Raw genomic sequence first — 22,154 nt, 5'->3', positions numbered from 1 at the left:
TTAGAAGAATCTTGGAGTAGTGATTTTATCGTTATTTTTGAAAATCTCGTAGCGCAAGAAAATTTCATGAGAACCAGAACTGTAATTGTTTAAGTTAGTAGTCTCTCTGTCATAACCATATCCAATATACATAGCATCCGAAATTTGAAAACCTACCATTGCACTAACAGCAGCGCTCCATCTGTAAGAAGCACCAAGCATAAATTTATCAAAGAATAAAAAGTTAGCAGAAATATCAGCCTGTAAAGGAGACCCTTTAACCATTTTAGAGAGCATAGCAGGTTTGAATTTAATGTTGTTGTTTAAATCAAAAACATAACCAGCAATCAAATAATAGTTTACTTTTTCTTTAAAAAGAGCGACTTCATTATCATCATATCGATTAGATTCAATAAAGTTAGGAATAGAAAAGCCTACATATGCTTTATCAGAATGTAAATATAAACCAGCACCTAAGTTAGGATTGAATTTAGTAAAACTTTGTAAGGTTGGGTCCCCCTGTTCTTTAGAAACAAGTTTACTATTGTTTAGGTCAAACAAATTGGCGGTAGCTTTAATACCAAAGGAAAGCTTGAAAGTCTCCGAAGTAGGTATTGTGTATGATAAATCAGCAGAGATCGTATTCTCAGTAGTAGGTCCAATCCTATCATTGATTAGCGATACTCCAAGTCCAAGTCTACTACTATTCAAAGGAGTGTTTATTGAAACAGCATTAGTTACAGGTGCTCCATCGAGTCCTACCCATTGGGTACGATGCAAAGCAAATATACTCAAGGCTCCTCTAGATCCTGCGTAGGCCGGATTGACATTGATTGTGTTGTACATGTACTGAGTAAATTGCGAATCTTGTTGTGCAAAACTTACCGTTGCAGTAAACATCAAAACGAAAGAAAGTATTTTTGTTTTCATGTGGTTCTAGTTTTAACCTGAGGATTTTCATCCTCAGGAGTTAGAGTTGAGTTGTAATTATCGAGTAAGGTATAAATACCCTTCTTTTCTATAAGTTTGAATATCACCAATTCCATCAATGGAACTATAACTTATGATGTAAAAATAGGTTCCTGTAGGTAATCCAGATGATTCGCTGACAGTTGTTCTACCTCTTGAATACCCTTCAAAAAAGTTGGTTTCATTGTCATAGTTTTTGGTTTCAAAAACCAATACTCCCCATCGGTTATAAATCTCAACAGTATTCTCAGGGTAGCAGATTTTAAATTCAGATCTAAAGCCATCAACTATAAACTTTTCATTAATTCCATCACCATTTGGTGAGAAAGCGTTGTAAATATATATTGATTCACAAGGCAGTACTGTTGCTTTTTCAGCTGTTTTAGAATCAGGTAGGGCAGGTACCTCATTATTCGTAATTGTTAAACCAACCGCATTAGCTGTATTGGTTACAAATTCACGCACTAAGTCATCTTTAACTATAGTATGACTTCGAATAATCGGTTGAATACTTTCTCCAGGTGCTAATGAGCCTTGAATGGTAATATCTAAACCTGTAACACTATCAGTCACTCGGATGTCATGGAGAGTCACATTACCTGTATTGGTTACTGTAATGGTATAATTGATAATATCACCAATAAAACTATATCTATCATTATCTTGAGCTATTTTAACTTCTAATTTAGGACTTTGATTTAAAGGAGTTATAGTGCTAGTGCAGTCATTACAAGTAGGATCTTTTGGACATGAATCACATGGTGTAGGGTCTGTAGATGTAGCTGTTACTGGAACCCCTTCAGTGTCAATACCATTTGCTAATGCTAAATTGTAAAATATTCCAGCGTTAATATCTTCTTGAGTGATAGCATGTGTAGCTGTAAAAGTTGTGTTATCTGAAGCCCCTGCTTCAAGAGAAGCGATAGGTCCTCCACTAACAGTCGCTTTATTGTCAGTTACCTTTACACTAGTTAAAGTTACATTTCCTGTATTTTTCACAATAAAGTTATACACAATTTTATCTCCAATATTAGTTTTACCATCATTATTACTGTCTTCATATACTGCATCTTTAAGAATTTCAATTCCAGATTCAGTAACGAAATAAGAATAATTCACAGTACATCCATTTTTGTCTTTAATTTCAACATCGTATTTACCTTTAGGTAAAGAAGCAATATCTTCAGTTATAGCTCCATTAGACCATGTGTATGAATAAGGTGTTGTTCCACCTAGTACTGTTAGGTTAATAGCACCATTACTACATCCTATACAATTATTATTGTTTTTAATAATTACACTGGCACTTAGTGTGGCAGAAGGTTGAGATATTGTTACTTGAGCGGTAGCCGTACATTTTTGATCTGTATTACCACCATCAGCAATAGCTGTTAGGGTATAAGTACCTGCAAGTAATCCTGTATTATTAACTACTACGTTAGCAGCATTTGTAATCACTACAGTCGAACCAGCACTATTGGTTACTGCAATCGAACCATCCGCTAGTCCAAAGCAAGAAGCATTAGTAGCAACTCCGCTTACAGAGACAGCGATTTCAGGTTGAGATATGGTTACTTGAGCAGTAGCTGTACAATTTTGTCCTTGGTTTCCACCAGCTGTAGTAGCCGTTAGGGTGTAAGTACCAGCAACTAATTCTGTATTAGCAACTACTTCGTTAGCAGCATTTGTAATCACTACAGTCGAACCAGCACTATTGGTTACTGCAATCGAACCATCTGCTAGTCCAAAGCAAGAAGCATTAGTAGCAACTCCGCTTACAGAGACAGCAATTTCAGGTTGAGATATGGTAACTGTTTTCGAAGCCGTACAATTTCCGCTAGTATTTCCATTAGCAGCAGTAGCAGTAATGGTATAAGTACCAGGACCAAAAGCAGTTTGAGCACTTAAGTCAGCCCCTGTATTGTCTAATTTAATAGTTGTAGTTGCGCCAGCGCTAACCCCAGAAACGGTTATCGTTCCATCGGCAAGACCGTTACAAGAAACATTAGTAGACGCTACGTTAAGAGCTACAGCAATGGGTTGAGATATGGTAACTGTTTTCGAAGCCGTACAATTACCATTATTATTTCCATTAGCAGCAGTAGCGGTAATGGTATAAGTACCAGGACCAAAAGCAGTTTGAGCACTTAAGTCAGCCCCTGTATTGTCTAATTTAATAGTTGTAGTTGCGCCAGCGCTAACCCCAGAAACGGTTATCGTTCCATCGGCAAGACCGTTACAAGAAACATTAGTAGACGCTACGTTAAGAGCTACAGCAATGGGTTGAGATATGGTAACTGTTTTCGAAGCCGTACAATTACCATTAGTATTTCCATTAGCAGCAGTAGCGGTAATGGTATAAGTACCAGGACCAAAAGCAGTTTGAGCACTTAAGTCAGCCCCTGTATTGTCTAATTTAATAGTTGTAGTTGCGCCAGCGCTAACCCCAGAAACGGTTATCGTTCCATCGGCAAGACCGTTACAAAAAACATTAGTAGACGCTACGTTAAGAGCTACAGCAATGGGTTGAGATATGGTAACTGTTTTCGAAGCCGTACAATTTCCGCTAGTATTTCCATTAGCAGCAGTAGCGGTAATGGTATAAGTACCAGGACCAAAAGCAGTTTGAGCACTTAAGTCAGCCCCTGTATTGTCTAATTTAATAGTTGTAGTTGCGCCAGCGCTAACCCCAGAAACGGTTATCGTTCCATCGGCAAGACCGTTACAAGAAACATTAGTAGACGCTACGTTAAGAGCTACAGCAATGGGTTGAGATATGGTAACTGTTTTCGAAGCCGTACAATTACCATTATTATTTCCATTAGCAGCAGTAGCGGTAATGGTATAAGTACCAGGACCAAAAGCAGTTTGAGCACTTAAGTCAGCCCCTGTATTGTCTAATTTAATAGTTGTAGTTGCGCCAGCGCTAACCCCAGAAACGGTTATCGTTCCATCGGCAAGACCGTTACAAGAAACATTAGTAGACGCTACGTTAAGAGCTACAGCAATGGGTTGAGATATGGTAACTGTTTTCGAAGCCGTACAATTACCATTAGTATTTCCATTAGCAGCAGTAGCGGTAATGGTATAAGTACCAGGACCAAAAGCAGTTTGAGCACTTAAGTCAGCCCCTGTATTGTCTAATTTAATAGTTGTAGTTGCGCCAGCGCTAACCCCAGAAACGGTTATCGTTCCATCGGCAAGACCGTTACAAAAAACATTAGTAGACGCTACGTTAAGAGCTACAGCAATGGGTTGAGATATGGTAACTGTTTTCGAAGCCGTACAATTTCCGCTAGTATTTCCATTAGCAGCAGTAGCGGTAATGGTATAAGTACCAGGACCAAAAGCAGTTTGAGCACTTAAGTCAGCCCCTGTATTGTCTAATTTAATAGTTGTAGTTGCGCCAGCGCTAACCCCAGAAACGGTTATCGTTCCATCGGCAAGACCGTTACAAGAAACATTAGTAGACGCTACGTTAAGAGCTACAGCAATGGGTTGAGATATGGTAACTGTTTTCGAAGCCGTACAATTTCCGCTAGTATTTCCATTAGCAGCAGTAGCAGTAATGGTATAAGTACCAGGACCAAAAGCAGTTTGAGCACTTAAGTCAGCCCCTGTATTGTCTAATTTAATAGTTGTAGTTGCGCCAGCGCTAACCCCAGAAACGGTTATCGTTCCATCGGCAAGACCGTTACAAGAAACATTAGTAGACGCTACGTTAAGAGCTACAGCAATGGGTTGAGATATGGTAACTGTTTTCGAAGCCGTACAATTTCCGCTAGTATTTCCATTAGCAGCAGTAGCAGTAATGGTATAAGTACCAGGACCAAAAGCAGTTTGAGCACTTAAGTCAGCCCCTGTATTGTCTAATTTAATAGTTGTAGTTGCGCCAGCGCTAACCCCAGAAACGGTTATCGTTCCATCGGCAAGACCGTTACAAGAAACATTAGTAGACGCTACGTTAAGAGCTACAGCAATGGGTTGAGATATGGTAACTGTTTTCGAAGCCGTACAATTTCCGCTAGTATTTCCATTAGCAGCAGTAGCGGTAATGGTATAAGTACCAGGACCAAAAGCAGTTTGAGCACTTAAGTCAGCCCCTGTATTGTCTAATTTAATAGTTGTAGTTGCGCCAGCACTAACCCCAGAAACGGTTATCGTTCCATCGGCAAGACCGTTACAAGAAACATTAGTAGACGCTACGTTAAGAGCTACAGCAATGGGTTGAGATATGGTAACTGTTTTCGAAGCCGTACAATTTCCGCTAGTATTTCCATTAGCAGCAGTAGCAGTAATGGTATAAGTACCAGGACCAAAAGCAGTTTGAGCACTTAAGTCAGCCCCTGTATTGTCTAATTTAATAGTTGTAGTTGCGCCAGCGCTAACCCCAGAAACGGTTATCGTTCCATCGGCAAGACCGTTACAAGAAACATTAGTAGACGCTACGTTAAGAGCTACAGCAATGGGTTGAGATATGGTAACTGTTTTCGAAGCCGTACAATTTCCGCTAGTATTTCCATTAGCAGCAGTAGCGGTAATGGTATAAGTACCAGGACCAAAAGCAGTTTGAGCACTTAAGTCAGCCCCTGTATTGTCTAATTTAATAGTTGTAGTTGCGCCAGCGCTAACCCCAGAAACGGTTATCGTTCCATCGGCAAGACCGTTACAAGAAACATTAGTAGACGCTACGTTAAGAGCTACAGCAATGGGTTGAGATATGGTAACTGTTTTCGAAGCCGTACAATTTCCGCTAGTATTTCCATTAGCAGCAGTAGCGGTAATGGTATAAGTACCAGGACCAAAAGCAGTTTGAGCACTTAAGTCAGCCCCTGTATTGTCTAATTTAATAGTTGTAGTTGCGCCAGCACTAACCCCAGAAACGGTTATCGTTCCATCGGCAAGACCGTTACAAGAAACATTAGTAGACGCTACGTTAAGAGCTACAGCAATGGGTTGAGATATGGTAACTGTTTTCGAAGCCGTACAATTTCCGCTAGTATTTCCATTAGCAGCAGTAGCGGTAATGGTATAAGTACCAGGACCAAAAGCAGTTTGAGCACTTAAGTCAGCCCCTGTATTGTCTAATTTAATAGTTGTAGTTGCGCCAGCGCTAACCCCAGAAACGGTTATCGTTCCATCGGCAAGACCGTTACAAAAAACATTAGTAGACGCTACGTTAAGAGCTACAGCAATGGGTTGAGATATGGTAACTGTTTTCGAAGCCGTACAATTACCATTAGTATTTCCATTAGCAGCAGTAGCGGTAATGGTATAAGTACCAGGACCAAAAGCAGTTTGAGCACTTAAGTCAGCCCCTGTATTGTCTAATTTAATAGTTGTAGTTGCGCCAGCGCTAACCCCAGAAACGGTTATCGTTCCATCGGCAAGACCGTTACAAGAAACATTAGTAGACGCTACGTTAAGAGCTACAGCAATGGGTTGAGATATGGTAACTGTTTTCGAAGCCGTACAATTTCCGCTAGTATTTCCATTAGCAGCAGTAGCGGTAATGGTATAAGTACCAGGACCAAAAGCAGTTTGAGCACTTAAGTCAGCCCCTGTATTGTCTAATTTAATAGTTGTAGTTGCGCCAGCACTAACCCCAGAAACGGTTATCGTTCCATCGGCAAGACCGTTACAAGAAACATTAGTAGACGCTACGTTAAGAGCTACAGCAATGGGTTGAGATATGGTAACTGTTTTCGAAGCCGTACAATTTCCGCTAGTATTTCCATTAGCAGCAGTAGCAGTAATGGTATAAGTACCAGGACCAAAAGCAGTTTGAGCACTTAAGTCAGCCCCTGTATTGTCTAATTTAATAGTTGTAGTTGCGCCAGCGCTAACCCCAGAAACGGTTATCGTTCCATCGGCAAGACCGTTACAAGAAACATTAGTAGACGCTACGTTAAGAGCTACAGCAATGGGTTGAGATATGGTAACTGTTTTCGAAGCCGTACAATTTCCGCTAGTATTTCCATTAGCAGCAGTAGCGGTAATGGTATAAGTACCAGGACCAAAAGCAGTTTGAGCACTTAAGTCAGCCCCTGTATTGTCTAATTTAATAGTTGTAGTTGCGCCAGCACTAACCCCAGAAACGGTTATCGTTCCATCGGCAAGACCGTTACAAGAAACATTAGTAGACGCTACGTTAAGAGCTACAGCAATGGGTTGAGATATGGTAACTGTTTTCGAAGCCGTACAATTTCCGCTAGTATTTCCATTAGCAGCAGTAGCAGTAATGGTATAAGTACCAGGACCAAAAGCAGTTTGAGCACTTAAGTCAGCCCCTGTATTGTCTAATTTAATAGTTGTAGTTGCGCCAGCGCTAACCCCAGAAACGGTTATCGTTCCATCGGCAAGACCGTTACAAGAAACATTAGTAGACGCTACGTTAAGAGCTACAGCAATGGGTTGAGATATGGTAACTGTTTTCGAAGCCGTACAATTTCCGCTAGTATTTCCATTAGCAGCAGTAGCGGTAATGGTATAAGTACCAGGACCAAAAGCAGTTTGAGCACTTAAGTCAGCCCCTGTATTGTCTAATTTAATAGTTGTAGTTGCGCCAGCGCTAACCCCAGAAACGGTTATCGTTCCATCGGCAAGACCGTTACAAGAAACATTAGTAGACGCTACGTTAAGAGCTACAGCAATGGGTTGAGATATGGTAACTGTTTTCGAAGCCGTACAATTTCCGCTAGTATTTCCATTAGCAGCAGTAGCGGTAATGGTATAAGTACCAGGACCAAAAGCAGTTTGAGCACTTAAGTCAGCCCCTGTATTGTCTAATTTAATAGTTGTAGTTGCGCCAGCGCTAACCCCAGAAACGGTTATCGTTCCATCGGCAAGACCGTTACAAAAAACATTAGTAGACGCTACGTTAAGAGCTACAGCAATGGGTTGAGATATGGTAACTGTTTTCGAAGCCGTACAATTACCATTAGTATTTCCATTAGCAGCAGTAGCGGTAATGGTATAAGTACCAGGACCAAAAGCAGTTTGAGCACTTAAGTCAGCCCCTGTATTGTCTAATTTAATAGTTGTAGTTGCGCCAGCGCTAACCCCAGAAACGGTTATCGTTCCATCGGCAAGACCGTTACAAGAAACATTAGTAGACGCTACGTTAAGAGCTACAGCAATGGGTTGAGATATGGTAACTGTTTTCGAAGCCGTACAATTTCCGCTAGTATTTCCATTAGCAGCAGTAGCGGTAATGGTATAAGTACCAGGACCAAAAGCAGTTTGAGCACTTAAGTCAGCCCCTGTATTGTCTAATTTAATAGTTGTAGTTGCGCCAGCACTAACCCCAGAAACGGTTATCGTTCCATCGGCAAGACCGTTACAAGAAACATTAGTAGACGCTACGTTAAGAGCTACAGCAATGGGTTGAGATATGGTAACTGTTTTCGAAGCCGTACAATTTCCGCTAGTATTTCCATTAGCAGCAGTAGCAGTAATGGTATAAGTACCAGGACCAAAAGCAGTTTGAGCACTTAAGTCAGCCCCTGTATTGTCTAATTTAATAGTTGTAGTTGCGCCAGCGCTAACCCCAGAAACGGTTATCGTTCCATCGGCAAGACCGTTACAAGAAACATTAGTAGACGCTACGTTAAGAGCTACAGCAATGGGTTGAGATATGGTAACTGTTTTCGAAGCCGTACAATTTCCGCTAGTATTTCCATTAGCAGCAGTAGCGGTAATGGTATAAGTACCAGGACCAAAAGCAGTTTGAGCACTTAAGTCAGCCCCTGTATTGTCTAATTTAATAGTTGTAGTTGCGCCAGCGCTAACCCCAGAAACGGTTATCGTTCCATCGGCAAGACCGTTACAAGAAACATTAGTAGACGCTACGTTAAGAGCTACAGCAATGGGTTGAGATATGGTAACTGTTTTCGAAGCCGTACAATTTCCGCTAGTATTTCCATTAGCAGCAGTAGCGGTAATGGTATAAGTACCAGGACCAAAAGCAGTTTGAGCACTTAAGTCAGCCCCTGTATTGTCTAATTTAATAGTTGTAGTTGCGCCAGCGCTAACCCCAGAAACGGTTATCGTTCCATCGGCAAGACCGTTACAAGAAACATTAGTAGACGCTACGTTAAGAGCTACAGCAATGGGTTGAGATATGGTAACTGTTTTCGAAGCCGTACAATTTCCGCTAGTATTTCCATTAGCAGCAGTAGCAGTAATGGTATAAGTACCAGGACCAAAAGCAGTTTGAGCACTTAAGTCAGCCCCTGTATTGTCTAATTTAATAGTTGTAGTTGCGCCAGCGCTAACCCCAGAAACGGTTATCGTTCCATCGGCAAGACCGTTACAAGAAACATTAGTAGACGCTACGTTAAGAGCTACAGCAATGGGTTGAGATATGGTAACTGTTTTCGAAGCCGTACAATTTCCGCTAGTATTTCCATTAGCAGCAGTAGCAGTAATGGTATAAGTACCAGGACCAAAAGCAGTTTGAGCACTTAAGTCAGCCCCTGTATTGTCTAATTTAATAGTTGTAGTTGCGCCAGCGCTAACCCCAGAAACGGTTATCGTTCCATCGGCAAGACCGTTACAAGAAACATTAGTAGACGCTACGTTAAGAGCTACAGCAATGGGTTGAGATATGGTAACTGTTTTCGAAGCCGTACAATTTCCGCTAGTATTTCCATTAGCAGCAGTAGCGGTAATGGTATAAGTACCAGGACCAAAAGCAGTTTGAGCACTTAAGTCAGCCCCTGTATTGTCTAATTTAATAGTTGTAGTTGCGCCAGCACTAACCCCAGAAACGGTTATCGTTCCATCGGCAAGACCGTTACAAGAAACATTAGTAGACGCTACGTTAAGAGCTACAGCAATGGGTTGAGATATGGTAACTGTTTTCGAAGCCGTACAATTTCCGCTAGTATTTCCATTAGCAGCAGTAGCAGTAATGGTATAAGTACCAGGACCAAAAGCAGTTTGAGCACTTAAGTCAGCCCCTGTATTGTCTAATTTAATAGTTGTAGTTGCGCCAGCGCTAACCCCAGAAACGGTTATCGTTCCATCGGCAAGACCGTTACAAGAAACATTAGTAGACGCTACGTTAAGAGCTACAGCAATGGGTTGAGATATGGTAACTGTTTTCGAAGCCGTACAATTTCCGCTAGTATTTCCATTAGCAGCAGTAGCGGTAATGGTATAAGTACCAGGACCAAAAGCAGTTTGAGCACTTAAGTCAGCCCCTGTATTGTCTAATTTAATAGTTGTAGTTGCGCCAGCGCTAACCCCAGAAACGGTTATCGTTCCATCGGCAAGACCGTTACAAGAAACATTAGTAGACGCTACGTTAAGAGCTACAGCAATGGGTTGAGATATGGTAACTGTTTTCGAAGCCGTACAATTACCATTATTATTTCCATTAGCAGCAGTAGCGGTAATGGTATAAGTACCAGGACCAAAAGCAGTTTGAGCACTTAAGTCAGCCCCTGTATTGTCTAATTTAATAGTTGTAGTTGCGCCAGCGCTAACCCCAGAAACGGTTATCGTTCCATCGGCAAGACCGTTACAAGAAACATTAGTAGACGCTACGTTAAGAGCTACAGCAATGGGTTGAGATATGGTAACTGTTTTCGAAGCCGTACAATTTCCGCTAGTATTTCCATTAGCAGCAGTAGCGGTAATGGTATAAGTACCAGGACCAAAAGCAGTTTGAGCACTTAAGTCAGCCCCTGTATTGTCTAATTTAATAGTTGTAGTTGCGCCAGCACTAACCCCAGAAACGGTTATCGTTCCATCGGCAAGACCGTTACAAGAAACATTAGTAGACGCTACGTTAAGAGCTACAGCAATGGGTTGAGATATGGTAACTGTTTTCGAAGCCGTACAATTTCCGCTAGTATTTCCATTAGCAGCAGTAGCGGTAATGGTATAAGTACCAGGACCAAAAGCAGTTTGAGCACTTAAGTCAGCCCCTGTATTGTCTAATTTAATAGTTGTAGTTGCGCCAGCGCTAACCCCAGAAACGGTTATCGTTCCATCGGCAAGACCGTTACAAGAAACATTAGTAGACGCTACGTTAAGAGCTACAGCAATGGGTTGAGATATGGTAACTGTTTTCGAAGCCGTACAATTTCCGCTAGTATTTCCATTAGCAGCAGTAGCGGTAATGGTATAAGTACCAGGACCAAAAGCAGTTTGAGCACTTAAGTCAGCCCCTGTATTGTCTAATTTAATAGTTGTAGTTGCGCCAGCGCTAACCCCAGAAACGGTTATCGTTCCATCGGCAAGACCGTTACAAGAAACATTAGTAGACGCTACGTTAAGAGCTACAGCAATGGGTTGAGATATGGTAACTGTTTTCGAAGCCGTACAATTACCATTATTATTTCCATTAGCAGCAGTAGCGGTAATGGTATAAGTACCAGGACCAAAAGCAGTTTGAGCACTTAAGTCAGCCCCTGTATTGTCTAATTTAATAGTTGTAGTTGCGCCAGCGCTAACCCCAGAAACGGTTATCGTTCCATCGGCAAGACCGTTACAAGAAACATTAGTAGACGCTACGTTAAGAGCTACAGCAATGGGTTGAGATATGGTAACTGTTTTCGAAGCCGTACAATTTCCGCTAGTATTTCCATTAGCAGCAGTAGCGGTAATGGTATAAGTACCAGGACCAAAAGCAGTTTGAGCACTTAAGTCAGCCCCTGTATTGTCTAATTTAATAGTTGTAGTTGCGCCAGCACTAACCCCAGAAACGGTTATCGTTCCATCGGCAAGACCGTTACAAGAAACATTAGTAGACGCTACGTTAAGAGCTACAGCAATGGGTTGAGATATGGTAACTGTTTTCGAAGCCGTACAATTACCATTATTATTTCCATTAGCAGCAGTAGCGGTAATGGTATAAGTACCAGGACCAAAAGCAGTTTGAGCACTTAAGTCAGCCCCTGTATTGTCTAATTTAATAGTTGTAGTTGCGCCAGCGCTAACCCCAGAAACGGTTATCGTTCCATCGGCAAGACCGTTACAAGAAACATTAGTAGACGCTACGTTAAGAGCTACAGCAATGGGTTGAGATATGGTAACAGAACTTGCAGTTTTACTTGTACATTGATCAGTTATTGTCAAGGTGTAAGTACCTGCAGGAAGACTAGAAACTGATGCCGTAATTCCAACTTCAGTATTTGTAGCATTTTTCCAAGAATAATTTACTGTTCCTACCGCACCTGTTACTGTACCCGCAGTTACTGTTCCATTTGATAATCCAAAACAAGTTACATTTGTTGAACTACTCGATCCTAAAATAAGCGCAGTATTAACAGTTACTGTAATAGTAAAAGGACTTCCTGTACAAGTTCCAGTAGTAGAAGTAGGGGTTACGATGTATTCTATCGATCCTACAGCTGAACTACTAGGGTTTGTTAGAGTTTGATTAATTGTTGCCCCTGAACCAGCAGAAGCTCCAGTAATATTTCCTGTGTTAGTTCCTAATGTCCAAGTAAAATTACTTGCTGTGGATGCTGTCAATGAAATGTCTGAACTCTTTCCGCTACATATAGTTTTTGTAGCTGTATTGGAAACTGTTGGTTTAGGGTTTACAGTTACTATAACTGTAAATGTACTTCCAATACAACTACCAGATTTTGGTGTTACTGTGTAATTTAATGTAGCAGCACTATTTGTTGTATTTGTTAAAGCTTGACTAATAGGACCAACAGCACCAGTACTTTGAGAAGACCCACCAGTTATTGCTCCTGAAGGACTACTTACAGGAGTTGACCAAGTATAAGTTGTTCCAGTTGGAACTATATCACTACCGGCTGTTGTTGGGTTGACACTAAATGCAGTTCCGGAACAAATCGTTGCCGTTTTATTTGAAATTACTGGTGTAGTACAACACAATGCTAAATTTATATCATTAATTGTTTTAGTGTTTGGACTTACCACATTTGTTGGATGTGAAACCGTTAAACTTGCGCTATGTGGACCAGCAGAAGAATAAGTCACGGTGTATGGTCCACTTGTTGACAAATTGGATGGAGAAATAGTCGTAGCATTAGGGAAAGACCATGCATAAACGTTATTTGTAACACCTCCAGTAGTTGAGTCTGTATAAGTAACTTCTTGAAAAGTTCCACCATTACATACTTTATTTATTGTGAAATTAGTAAATATAGGCGTGTTTACAATTATTGTAGATGTTAATAGCTCTCTACTACACATTGAATTTTGAGTATGACAACCAGGAGGGGATTTATCATTAGTTTGCCAAGACATCAATAAATTCTTAATTTCTAAAGTTTGTCCACAAGTATAACTCGGTACCGCAAAAATTCTATATTTTCCAGGTGAGAAAACACCAACATTACCTATACCTATTTTTTTGCTACCTAAATAATTTGCTCCATTAAAATCAATTTTAACGTTGTTTTTATATAAATCGAATTGAATATACATGTTTTCTTTAGTAGAACTTAAAACATTTACCCAGATATAAACATCTGACAAAGTAGTTCCAAAAGTACAAGCAGTAATTGCTGTACCGCTAGCGTCCCCTAAGTAAACTTCACCAATAGTCACGGCATTCGTTGTACAATCATTACTTCCCAAAACACATGCGTCTACTAAAGCAGGAGTGCCTGAAAATACAGTTTGTGAAAAACCAATTGTTGTTGAAAACAACAATATTAGAAAAGCTAAAAATCGAATAAAAGTAATTTTTTTCATAATATTTTATTATTTAAATAAACTAGTAACGAACCTCTTAAAATATTAGGTTTAATACTATTTTTTAATAAAAAAGACTTGTGGTTGTTATGTTTTTTGCATTTCAATCTATATATAACAAGCAGTTGATTCATTATTTGTTAATAAAAGGAATTGTCTGCTAGCTGTTTACTGGTGAAAATAACAGAACTATAAGATTCTGTAATAAAAGAGTAATTTTTGTTTTCATACTTAGATATTTTTTAATTCTATTTTTTTAAGAACTCTAAAATTTAATTTATTTAACTAATTTATAAACATTGTGCTTTTTAAATTAATTTTATCTTTAAACAACCTAAATACTCGTTAAATGACTATTTTGTCTTACTTATAAGTTGTTAAAAGTCTCTTTTAGTGTTAATCTTTGATTAATACGAATCAGAATATTAAAATTTTTAACATTTTAAATAAAAAAAGGAGTATTTATATGCTGCATTTTTAATGTTCAAATGTAAATTAAATTTTAACATAACGCATAAAAAAAACCCGATTAAGTGCAGATAAAATAGATTAAGTGTGTTTTTGAGTGTAAAATAAGGTTTAATCTTACGCTTATGGAAGGTTTTTTTGTAATGTATACTATAAAATATAGTGTTATTAGGGTTTATTTTATATTCTAAATAAACTAGTAGTATATTCTTTAAAATATAAGATTTTATCATGTTTTTCAATAAAACAATTTATGATTGTTATGTCTTTTATATTATAATTTGTAACTGAAGATATAGTTGATTCATCTAAATTAATTGATAGAAGTAATCGATTGACAGTGGTTTTTTTGCTATCGAAAAAATGAAACGAACCCTTTGTTGAATCAGTTCAATGTTTTTTTTAAAAAAAAGTAATGTTAAAAAAAACTTCATTATAACTTCAATTGTATTCTAAATCATTAGCATTTAAATATTTATGACAAAATTGAGAGCGATTAATAAATCTTTCTTTAAAGATTATAATAAATATTTTTTTTCGATGAAGAAAGAATTTACCACACTGATGGAAAAGGTTTATAAAGTATGAAAATACGATTTATTTGAGGTTGAGTAATTTATTAAGAAAAGCCTGTATTAAACATTGTAACTCTATTTTCTTGACTATCAAAATAGCTTGCGAAAATTGAAGTAATACGTTAGGAGCTGGGAAGCTTTTTATACGTTTTTTTAATATAAAACTAGTGTCAAATTTTTCACCTGGTTAATTTGTAATTACCCCAATATTTATAAAGCATTCTATAAAGGGTTATAATTAAGAACATAACAGTTCAGTAACACGTTTTTTTTATTTGGTATTCAGTCTGGGTAAATTAATTCAAATTAACTACTTTTGCGGAGTTAAAATTAGAAATTTATCATAGGTATGTACACAGATGTATACACTGGTAAGGTGTAAAACCCTTTGATGTTCTATTATAAATCATCATCAGTTGTAATTTTGCATCGAAGAAAGTGTCTAAGATTCGTTTTTTCTTTAAAAAAATAAAAAGATTGAAATGAATAGCCTGATCCGACTTTTTTGGAGGGCACGCCCAAATTATTAAAAACAATTAAATATAGAAATATGAAATTTTTTATTGATACAGCTAATTTAGCTCAGATTAAAGAAGCGCAAGCTTTAGGTGTTTTGGATGGTGTAACGACTAATCCTTCCTTGATGGCTAAAGAAGGAATCACTGGAAAAAACAGTATATTGAAGCATTATGTAGATATTTGTAACCTTGTTGAAGGTGATGTAAGTGCTGAAGTAAATGCTTTAGACTTTGACGGAATGGTAAAAGAAGGAGAAGAATTGGCAGATTTACACGAGCAAATCGTGGTTAAATTACCAATGACTAAAGAAGGTGTAATGGCGGCTAAATATTTCTCTGATAAAGGAATTAAAACCAATGTTACTTTAGTTTTCTCAGCAGGTCAAGCATTATTAGCGGCTAAAGCAGGTGCAACTTATGTGTCTCCTTTCATTGGTCGTTTGGATGATATTTCTACTGATGGATTGAACTTAATTCAAGAAATTAGAGAGATTTACGACAACTACGGTTATGAAACTCAAATTCTGGCTGCATCTGTACGTCACACTATGCACATTGTAAATTGTGCGAAAATTGGTGCTGATGTTATGACTGGACCATTATCAGTTATTTATGGTTTATTGAAACATCCTTTAACAGATATTGGATTAGCTCAGTTTGTAGCTGATTTTGAAAAAGGAAATAAGTAATACTTTTTTTAGATAAAATTAAAGCCTCATTTTTTTATAAAATGAGGCTTTTTTTAGTTTAAGGTAAGAGCTCCAAGAATCTCTTCGGACATAAATGGACCTCCGGGATAAGAGGCGGTATAGTCTAGATTCAGCCAAATTTGATTTCTTTCATCAATATGGTAGTGCAGTTGTTTACGATAGCTTTCTTTGGTAAATAAAATATTTTTAATCAAAAAGTTAACGGTTTCTAAGTCATTCATTTTTCCGATGAGTATTTCAGGATAAATATGCCCTTTGGTATGAATCAACCGAGGAGTTCCTCCAATGGCACGTACACAAGCCGCCATAAGTATAGAATGGTCGTCACAATCCCCAGATAAATAATTTAAGGATTCACTAGCTGTAGCTATATAATCACCGTCTTTTGGATCGCTGACATAGTTCCAACGTTCATTTATTTCCTTAAATACGGCAAAACATTGAATGATGGTTCTGTAATCAGCATAACCTCGGACGTTTTTAAAATTTTTAGTCGTTGCCATAACAGCAAAATTCCTCACTCTAGGATTTTGATATTCTATGGCATTTAGAATTTTGGTTTTATTTGGAAATGGCAAAAGCTTAGATACAATAATGTCTTGTGGGTAAGGATTGTCAGACATGGTATATATCATAGAATTGTAGTCTTCAAATACGCTTTCAAAACCGTAATTTCCAATTGTAGTTCCGTAAAATAAAAGCATTATATATAAAAATATACAAATAATAATAATGGTTCGTAAGAGTCTTAGTAATAACTGTATAAGTACGATAATTACTATGAAAATTAATATACGGTCAAAGTTGAAAATCCAATTAAGTTCAATTAAATTTTCGTGAGCAATTAAGAATAATGGAATTGCAATTAAAACATTAAGTATGAAAATAATAACGTCGTCCCAAGGTTTTTTGACCTGCAGACTCTGTCTTATTTGAGAAAAAGTAATGTTTTTTAATTCTAACATATATAACCTGAAATGGTAAAAACTAAATTGATTTTACAATTTCTTCAAAAGTACCCATTTTATCGATGATTTTCAGTTGAAATAATTGTTTTTGGACATTGTTTAACAGTTTTTCGTCAACATTTTCTTGTGACCAGTCAGTTAATGAAAGCCATTCTTGGATATCTTCTAGTTTTTGGTGGTAATTTGAGGCTAAAACAGCATCGATATTTGGAATTTTTTTGAATGTTTTTGTGGTTTGGTTAATGATGGTCAAAATAGATTGGATGATTTCAGGTTTTTGTTCTAAAATTTCAACCCGCACAGCAATTACAAAACAAGGCCATGGAGTAGGGCAGTCCGCTATTTTTCTAAAAACTCCTTTATCAACTAGTGGTTTGGTCATGAATCGTTCCCACATAAAATAATCAGCGGTTCCGTTGGTCAAAGCTTCTACAGCACCGTCAATCGTATTTACAACTTCAAATTGCAGCTCATCCGTTTTCCATCCTTGATTATTGGCATTGACATACGCCATTAATTGGGAACCAGAGCCTAATCTAGAAATAGCTGCTTTGGTATTTTTTAAATCTTCTAATTTTTTATAATTTGAATTTGTAGCGACATGAATACCCCAAATTAGAGGTGTTTCTACATAAATTTGAACTAATTTACTTGGATTGCCAGCATTGATGTCTTTGATGATTCCTTCGGTTAAAATGATGGCTATATCTGTTTCACCAGAACGTAACATTTGACACATTTTTCCTGTTCCTTCGGGAACATCTGTCCATTGTAAGTCGATGTTTTGTTTTTCGAATGCTTTATTTTCTATGGCAATATGCCAAGGTAAATTGAAATGTTCGGGTACGCTTGCAATTTTTATTGTTGTCATTTTTATGGTGCAGTTTTCAAGTTACAAATGCAACTTTTGGTTAAACATATAATTTGATGTTTCAAAATTAAATCTTTTTCTTGGACGGTTATTTAATTTTTCTTGTATTTCTATAATTTGATTATTTGTGATTTGGTCAAAAAATGTTAATTCTAAGTATATATTGTCTTATTAATGCATTAAGATTTTCATTGGCTCTATGTCATTCCTATGGACACTAAGGACTTGCAGGATAAAAATCAATTTCTAGCGCTATACTAATTTCTGGATGTAATGCAAGCAGTTTTTTATTATTGGGTGTTATTAATAAATGGGGTTTCAAGCCCTCTAACAATTTAATAGTAGCCTGTTTAATCAATTCATTTTCAATTCAACGTATTTAGTAACTCTATTTTTTTTCATCTTTTCGATGAGCTAAATCAGAATTATATTTACCTCTGTCAAATTACAATTACGTTTTAGCTCTCATGTGCAAAAAAGACTTATCTTTTATAATAAATAGTGCTATTTGGCTTTGGTCAAAATTTCAGTCTAATAGTATTTCTCAATTCACAGCTTAAAAGGCTCATTAATTACAACTTTGGTCAGGAGTAAATAAAGGGAATTGATTCTAATTTAAACAAAATGAGCTCGATGGAATATCGAGCTCATTATTATCAAAATGTATTATAAATTTTACTAAACTTTTGGATTAGGTCTATTGTATATAGTCCATTTTATGTTGATTCCAAAAAAATTAATCAATAGCTCTTTTGGTTATATCACCAAAAGCATCAATACGTCTGTCTCTAAAGAAGGGCCAGTTTTGGCGTACATTTTCTTGTAAATCTAAATCTACTTCGGCAATTAAAATTTCTTCTTTATCGTGTGACGCTTGCGCTAAAATTTCGCCCTGTGGTCCCGCAATAAACGAAGCACCCCAAAATTCAATTCCGGCAGTATCAGGTAAATATTTCTCAAGACCTATTCTATTTGCGGCAGCTACGTAAACACCATTTGCAACAGCATGACCTTTCATTACGTTCATCCAAGCACCATATTGGTTTTCACCATATTGTTCTTTTTCACCTGGATGCCATCCAATGGCGGTAGGGTAAAACAAGACTTCAGCACCTTGTAAAGCAGTCAAACGAGCAGCTTCTGGAAACCATTGATCCCAACAAATTAAAGTCCCAATTTTCCCTTTTTGTGTAGGAATGGTCTTGAACCCTAAATCTCCTGGTGTAAAATAGAATTTTTCATAGAAATGGGGGTCGTCTGGAATGTGCATTTTTCGGTATAAACCCGCTTCGCTACCATCGGTATCAATAATGTAGGCGCTGTTGTGGTATATTCCAGCCATTCTTTTTTCGAAGAAAGGAACAATAATAACCACACCTAATTCTTTTGCTAATTCGCTAAAAGCTATAAAAGAAGTGCTATAAAGAGGTTCTGCCAATGCAAAATTATCTACATCTTCGCTTTGACAAAAATAATGACTGCTGTACAATTCTGGTAAAGAAATCACCTCGGCACCTTGATCAGCGGCATCACGTACCCAACTGATGCATTTTTTTAAGTTGTTTTCGGCTACATCATTTAAGTTAAGCTGAATTACGGCAATTTTATATTTTTTATTTGACATAGTTTCAATTTTAAAGTGCAAAAATAAGGATTTTATTAAGAGTAGAAAATGACGAAAAGAAAAAATTAAACAATTGATTATATAGTTGATCACACATTATTGTCTGATAAAAGTATAATTCAATAGAATTATACTTTTATCTGTTTAATTATCAATGTGTTATTGGTTAGTGTGTCAGGTAAAACAGGGTTGTATTTTCTACTCTTAGTTATCTCAGATAAAGTGCTTTGTTTTAGCATATGATTTAACTATAGATGTTCTGTTTTAACGGGATTTATAATATTAATTTAGAAAACTCTCAATTGAATTTCAAAAACTCAAGTCACGATAGTATGGTTAAAATTTTAAGCAAGTATTTATGTAATTTGACGCACAGAAAATAGTAGAGATGAGATAGCAGAAAAGAGGTAGATGATAATTAGATTTTATTTTCAATAGAAAAGTGTTGGGTTTTAGTTCCTAGTAAAAAAATGCTGTGCTTTCAGGGCCTGCTGCCTTTTTTTAAGTCAGGTAATAATGAATTTAGAGCTATTTTAATTTTTTTTCCAAAATGGGGGTAACAATACTAGTCTGAAAGGGATATAAGGTTGTAGACCTCTAAATATTGAAAAAAATATTTAGGTGAATTTAATTACTAAACATAAATTTAAAACACTCAAATTATGAAAACTTTAAATCTCTTTAAATTAATTGCATTACTATTAGTCAGTTCGATTTTTCAAGTAGTAACAGCTCAAACAGCAAAAACCTTGGTGCAGAATAATTTATTGAAAAATGAAAATTATTTACAGATCAGTCCAAGAGCAGGTTATGACGTTCCTTTTTATTCGAATGACACTCCTTATATCGATTATAAAGGTGGATTGGATTTAGGAATATCTGTTGATTACTACTGGAAATGGTTTGGAGTAGGTGCTGATGTAGATTATATTGCAAACACACCCGAAAGTACGTATCCAACTCAAGGATTATTCAATAGGGGAAATGTACCACTTACTAGTTTTAATTTGTCTGAAAACGGAATAAAACGCTTTTTCTACGGTATAGGTCCGGACTTTAAACACCAAAGCAATAGCGGAAAATGGGTTTATGAGTTGAATACTAGAGCAGGACTTAGTAGTATCAAAGGTGGACGTACCGAACTTAGAGAAACAACAACTATGGCTAATGAATTATTAAATTTTCATGCAGGATATAATGCCAAAAATGTATTGACGGCCAAAGGTCAAGTGCGCGTGAATTACTTTTTTAATCAATTCTTTGGAGTGCATGCAGGAGCTTATTATATGAGACATTTTGATGTTGAAGAATTGGTTGATCCAACGCTTGGTATAGCTGCAAGTTACAATCCTTTTATCACTACGACTGGTACTGCAGGTCAAAGTATAACAAATTTAGATCCTAAAAATTTTCCAAACGAGAGAATTGAACCTCTGAAAGGTGCTATTTCTTCAGTTGGGGTGTTTGCAGGTATATCTTTGAAACTAGCTTCCAATAAAACAGAAAAAACGTGTAAAGCTTGTCCAATTTATTCACTTGCTGTAACGGCTAGAGATAAATACACTAAAGAAATTTTGCCTGATACAGATGTTGTTGTTAAAAATTTGAAAGGTGAAGTAGCGCAAACTGGTAAAACTAATGCTTATGGTGTTGTTGTTTTTAATAATATACTTCCAGATAATTACACTATTGATGGAATGTTGTACAATACCAAAATGGAAAGTAACTCTACTGCTGTAAACGAGTTCAAACCTAAAGAAACCTTACAGAAAGAAATTTTATATACTGATTTGAATTTTATATTGAAAGGTAAAGTAGTAGTGTGTAACAGTCCAAATGCAATAGAAGGTGTTTCGGTGAATTTGAAAAACTTAGTTATTGCTGAACAGAAAAATAGTTTGACAGATGACAAAGGAGAGTTTGTCTTTAATGTAGCTAAAAACACGACTTACGAAGTGTACGGTAAAAAAAATAATTATTTTTCTCAAACAGAAACGATTTCGACCAAAGACTATGATAGAAATACGACATTGTTTGTAAAACTAGAAGTTTGTATGGAAGAAGCAGATTGCGGTAAAGCAATCGGATTGAAAAACATTCTTTATGATTTGGATAAATATTTCATCAAAGAAGCAGCGAAAAAAGAATTGAACAGATTAGTTCAATTTATGCAAGACAATCCAGCTATCAGTGTTGAAGTATCTTCACATACTGATTCAAGAGCTTCTCATGAATATAATGCTACTTTATCTCAAAATAGAGCCAATGCAGCAGTAGATTACGTAGTTTCTCAAGGAATAGATAGAAAAAGAATTACAGGTATTGGTTACGGTGAAACTAAATTACTAAACAAATGTGCTGATGGCGTTGATTGTTCTGAAAACCAACACCAATTGAATAGACGTACTGAGATGAAGGTAATTTGTCCTAACTAATTAAATCATTTATTGAAATAGAGTAAATAACTCCGCAAGGTCATTGACATTTGCGGAGTTTCTCTTTTTTTATGCTTTTTGGTTATGTAGCGATTCGCTATTTTTTTTAAGAACCAAATAAGACATATAAGTTTTTCTCTGTCTAAAAAATAAAAGAGTTTTTTGAACTGTTATAAATAGAAGTCCATATAAGTTTTGGAACACTTAAAAGTACCCGACTAAACACAATGTAAATCGACAAAGTTTGTCATTCTGAAAGAATCTTACACAATCATTTGCTAAATGTATATAATTTGATTTTATATCGAATATAGTAGTACTGACTTGCAATTTTTTATTGTTGACGATAT

General features: G+C 36.8%; 7 protein-coding genes. 2 read left to right on the top strand and 5 right to left on the bottom strand.

What is annotated here, in order from left to right:
• Together ABZP37_RS14420 and ABZP37_RS14415 are read right to left on the bottom strand one after the other, a co-directional pair.
• Positions 1-909: a type IX secretion system membrane protein PorP/SprF gene (locus ABZP37_RS14420; RefSeq protein WP_366183062.1), complete on the bottom strand. Its 909-nt coding sequence runs from the start codon at positions 907-909 to the stop codon at positions 1-3.
• A 57-nt stretch (positions 910-966) separates the two neighbouring features.
• On the bottom strand, positions 967-13,635 hold the full coding sequence (locus ABZP37_RS14415) for a gliding motility-associated C-terminal domain-containing protein (RefSeq protein WP_366183799.1): 12,669 nt from the start codon (positions 13,633-13,635) through the stop codon (positions 967-969).
• 1,593 nt (positions 13,636-15,228) lie between these two features.
• Between ABZP37_RS14415 and fsa the strand changes: the two genes are divergently transcribed.
• The gene (fsa, locus tag ABZP37_RS14410) at positions 15,229-15,885 is read left to right on the top strand and encodes a fructose-6-phosphate aldolase (protein ID WP_366183798.1); all 657 of its coding nucleotides are present in this window, start codon (positions 15,229-15,231) and stop codon (positions 15,883-15,885) included.
• A 53-nt stretch (positions 15,886-15,938) separates the two neighbouring features.
• Here the strand turns inward: fsa and ABZP37_RS14405 are convergent, their stop codons facing one another.
• From ABZP37_RS14405 to ABZP37_RS14395, 3 genes are all read right to left on the bottom strand, one after another.
• On the bottom strand, positions 15,939-16,871 hold the full coding sequence (locus ABZP37_RS14405; protein ID WP_366183797.1) for a transglutaminase: 933 nt from the start codon (positions 16,869-16,871) through the stop codon (positions 15,939-15,941).
• A gap of 22 nt (positions 16,872-16,893) precedes the next feature.
• Positions 16,894-17,745: a substrate-binding domain-containing protein gene (locus ABZP37_RS14400; protein WP_366183796.1), complete on the bottom strand. Its 852-nt coding sequence runs from the start codon at positions 17,743-17,745 to the stop codon at positions 16,894-16,896.
• A 736-nt stretch (positions 17,746-18,481) separates the two neighbouring features.
• Entirely contained in the window at positions 18,482-19,369 is an 888-nt protein-coding gene (locus ABZP37_RS14395) for a carbon-nitrogen hydrolase (protein WP_366183795.1), read from the bottom strand.
• A 662-nt stretch (positions 19,370-20,031) separates the two neighbouring features.
• Between ABZP37_RS14395 and ABZP37_RS14390 the strand changes: the two genes are divergently transcribed.
• On the top strand, positions 20,032-21,804 hold the full coding sequence (locus tag ABZP37_RS14390) for an OmpA family protein (RefSeq protein ID WP_366183794.1): 1,773 nt from the start codon (positions 20,032-20,034) through the stop codon (positions 21,802-21,804).
• Positions 21,805-22,154 lie beyond the last annotated feature (350 nt).

Source organism: Flavobacterium ovatum (assembly GCF_040703125.1).
GTDB lineage: Bacteria > Bacteroidota > Bacteroidia > Flavobacteriales > Flavobacteriaceae > Flavobacterium > Flavobacterium ovatum.
Note: the sequence above shows the minus strand (reverse complement) of the source record. Positions and strands in the feature narration are given on the sequence as shown.

Excerpts from the sequence above, each read along its gene's own strand:
- ABZP37_RS14420 (WP_366183062.1), bottom strand. The coding sequence starts at position 909 with ATGAAAACAAAAATACTTTCTTTCGTTTTGATGTTTACTGCAACGGTA.
- fsa (WP_366183798.1), top strand. The coding sequence starts at position 15,229 with ATGAAATTTTTTATTGATACAGCTAATTTAGCTCAGATTAAAGAAGCG.
- ABZP37_RS14390 (WP_366183794.1), top strand. The coding sequence starts at position 20,032 with ATGAAAACTTTAAATCTCTTTAAATTAATTGCATTACTATTAGTCAGT.
- ABZP37_RS14405 (WP_366183797.1), bottom strand. The coding sequence starts at position 16,871 with ATGTTAGAATTAAAAAACATTACTTTTTCTCAAATAAGACAGAGTCTG.
- ABZP37_RS14415 (WP_366183799.1), bottom strand. The coding sequence starts at position 13,635 with ATGAAAAAAATTACTTTTATTCGATTTTTAGCTTTTCTAATATTGTTG.
- ABZP37_RS14395 (WP_366183795.1), bottom strand. The coding sequence starts at position 19,369 with ATGTCAAATAAAAAATATAAAATTGCCGTAATTCAGCTTAACTTAAAT.
- ABZP37_RS14400 (WP_366183796.1), bottom strand. The coding sequence starts at position 17,745 with ATGACAACAATAAAAATTGCAAGCGTACCCGAACATTTCAATTTACCT.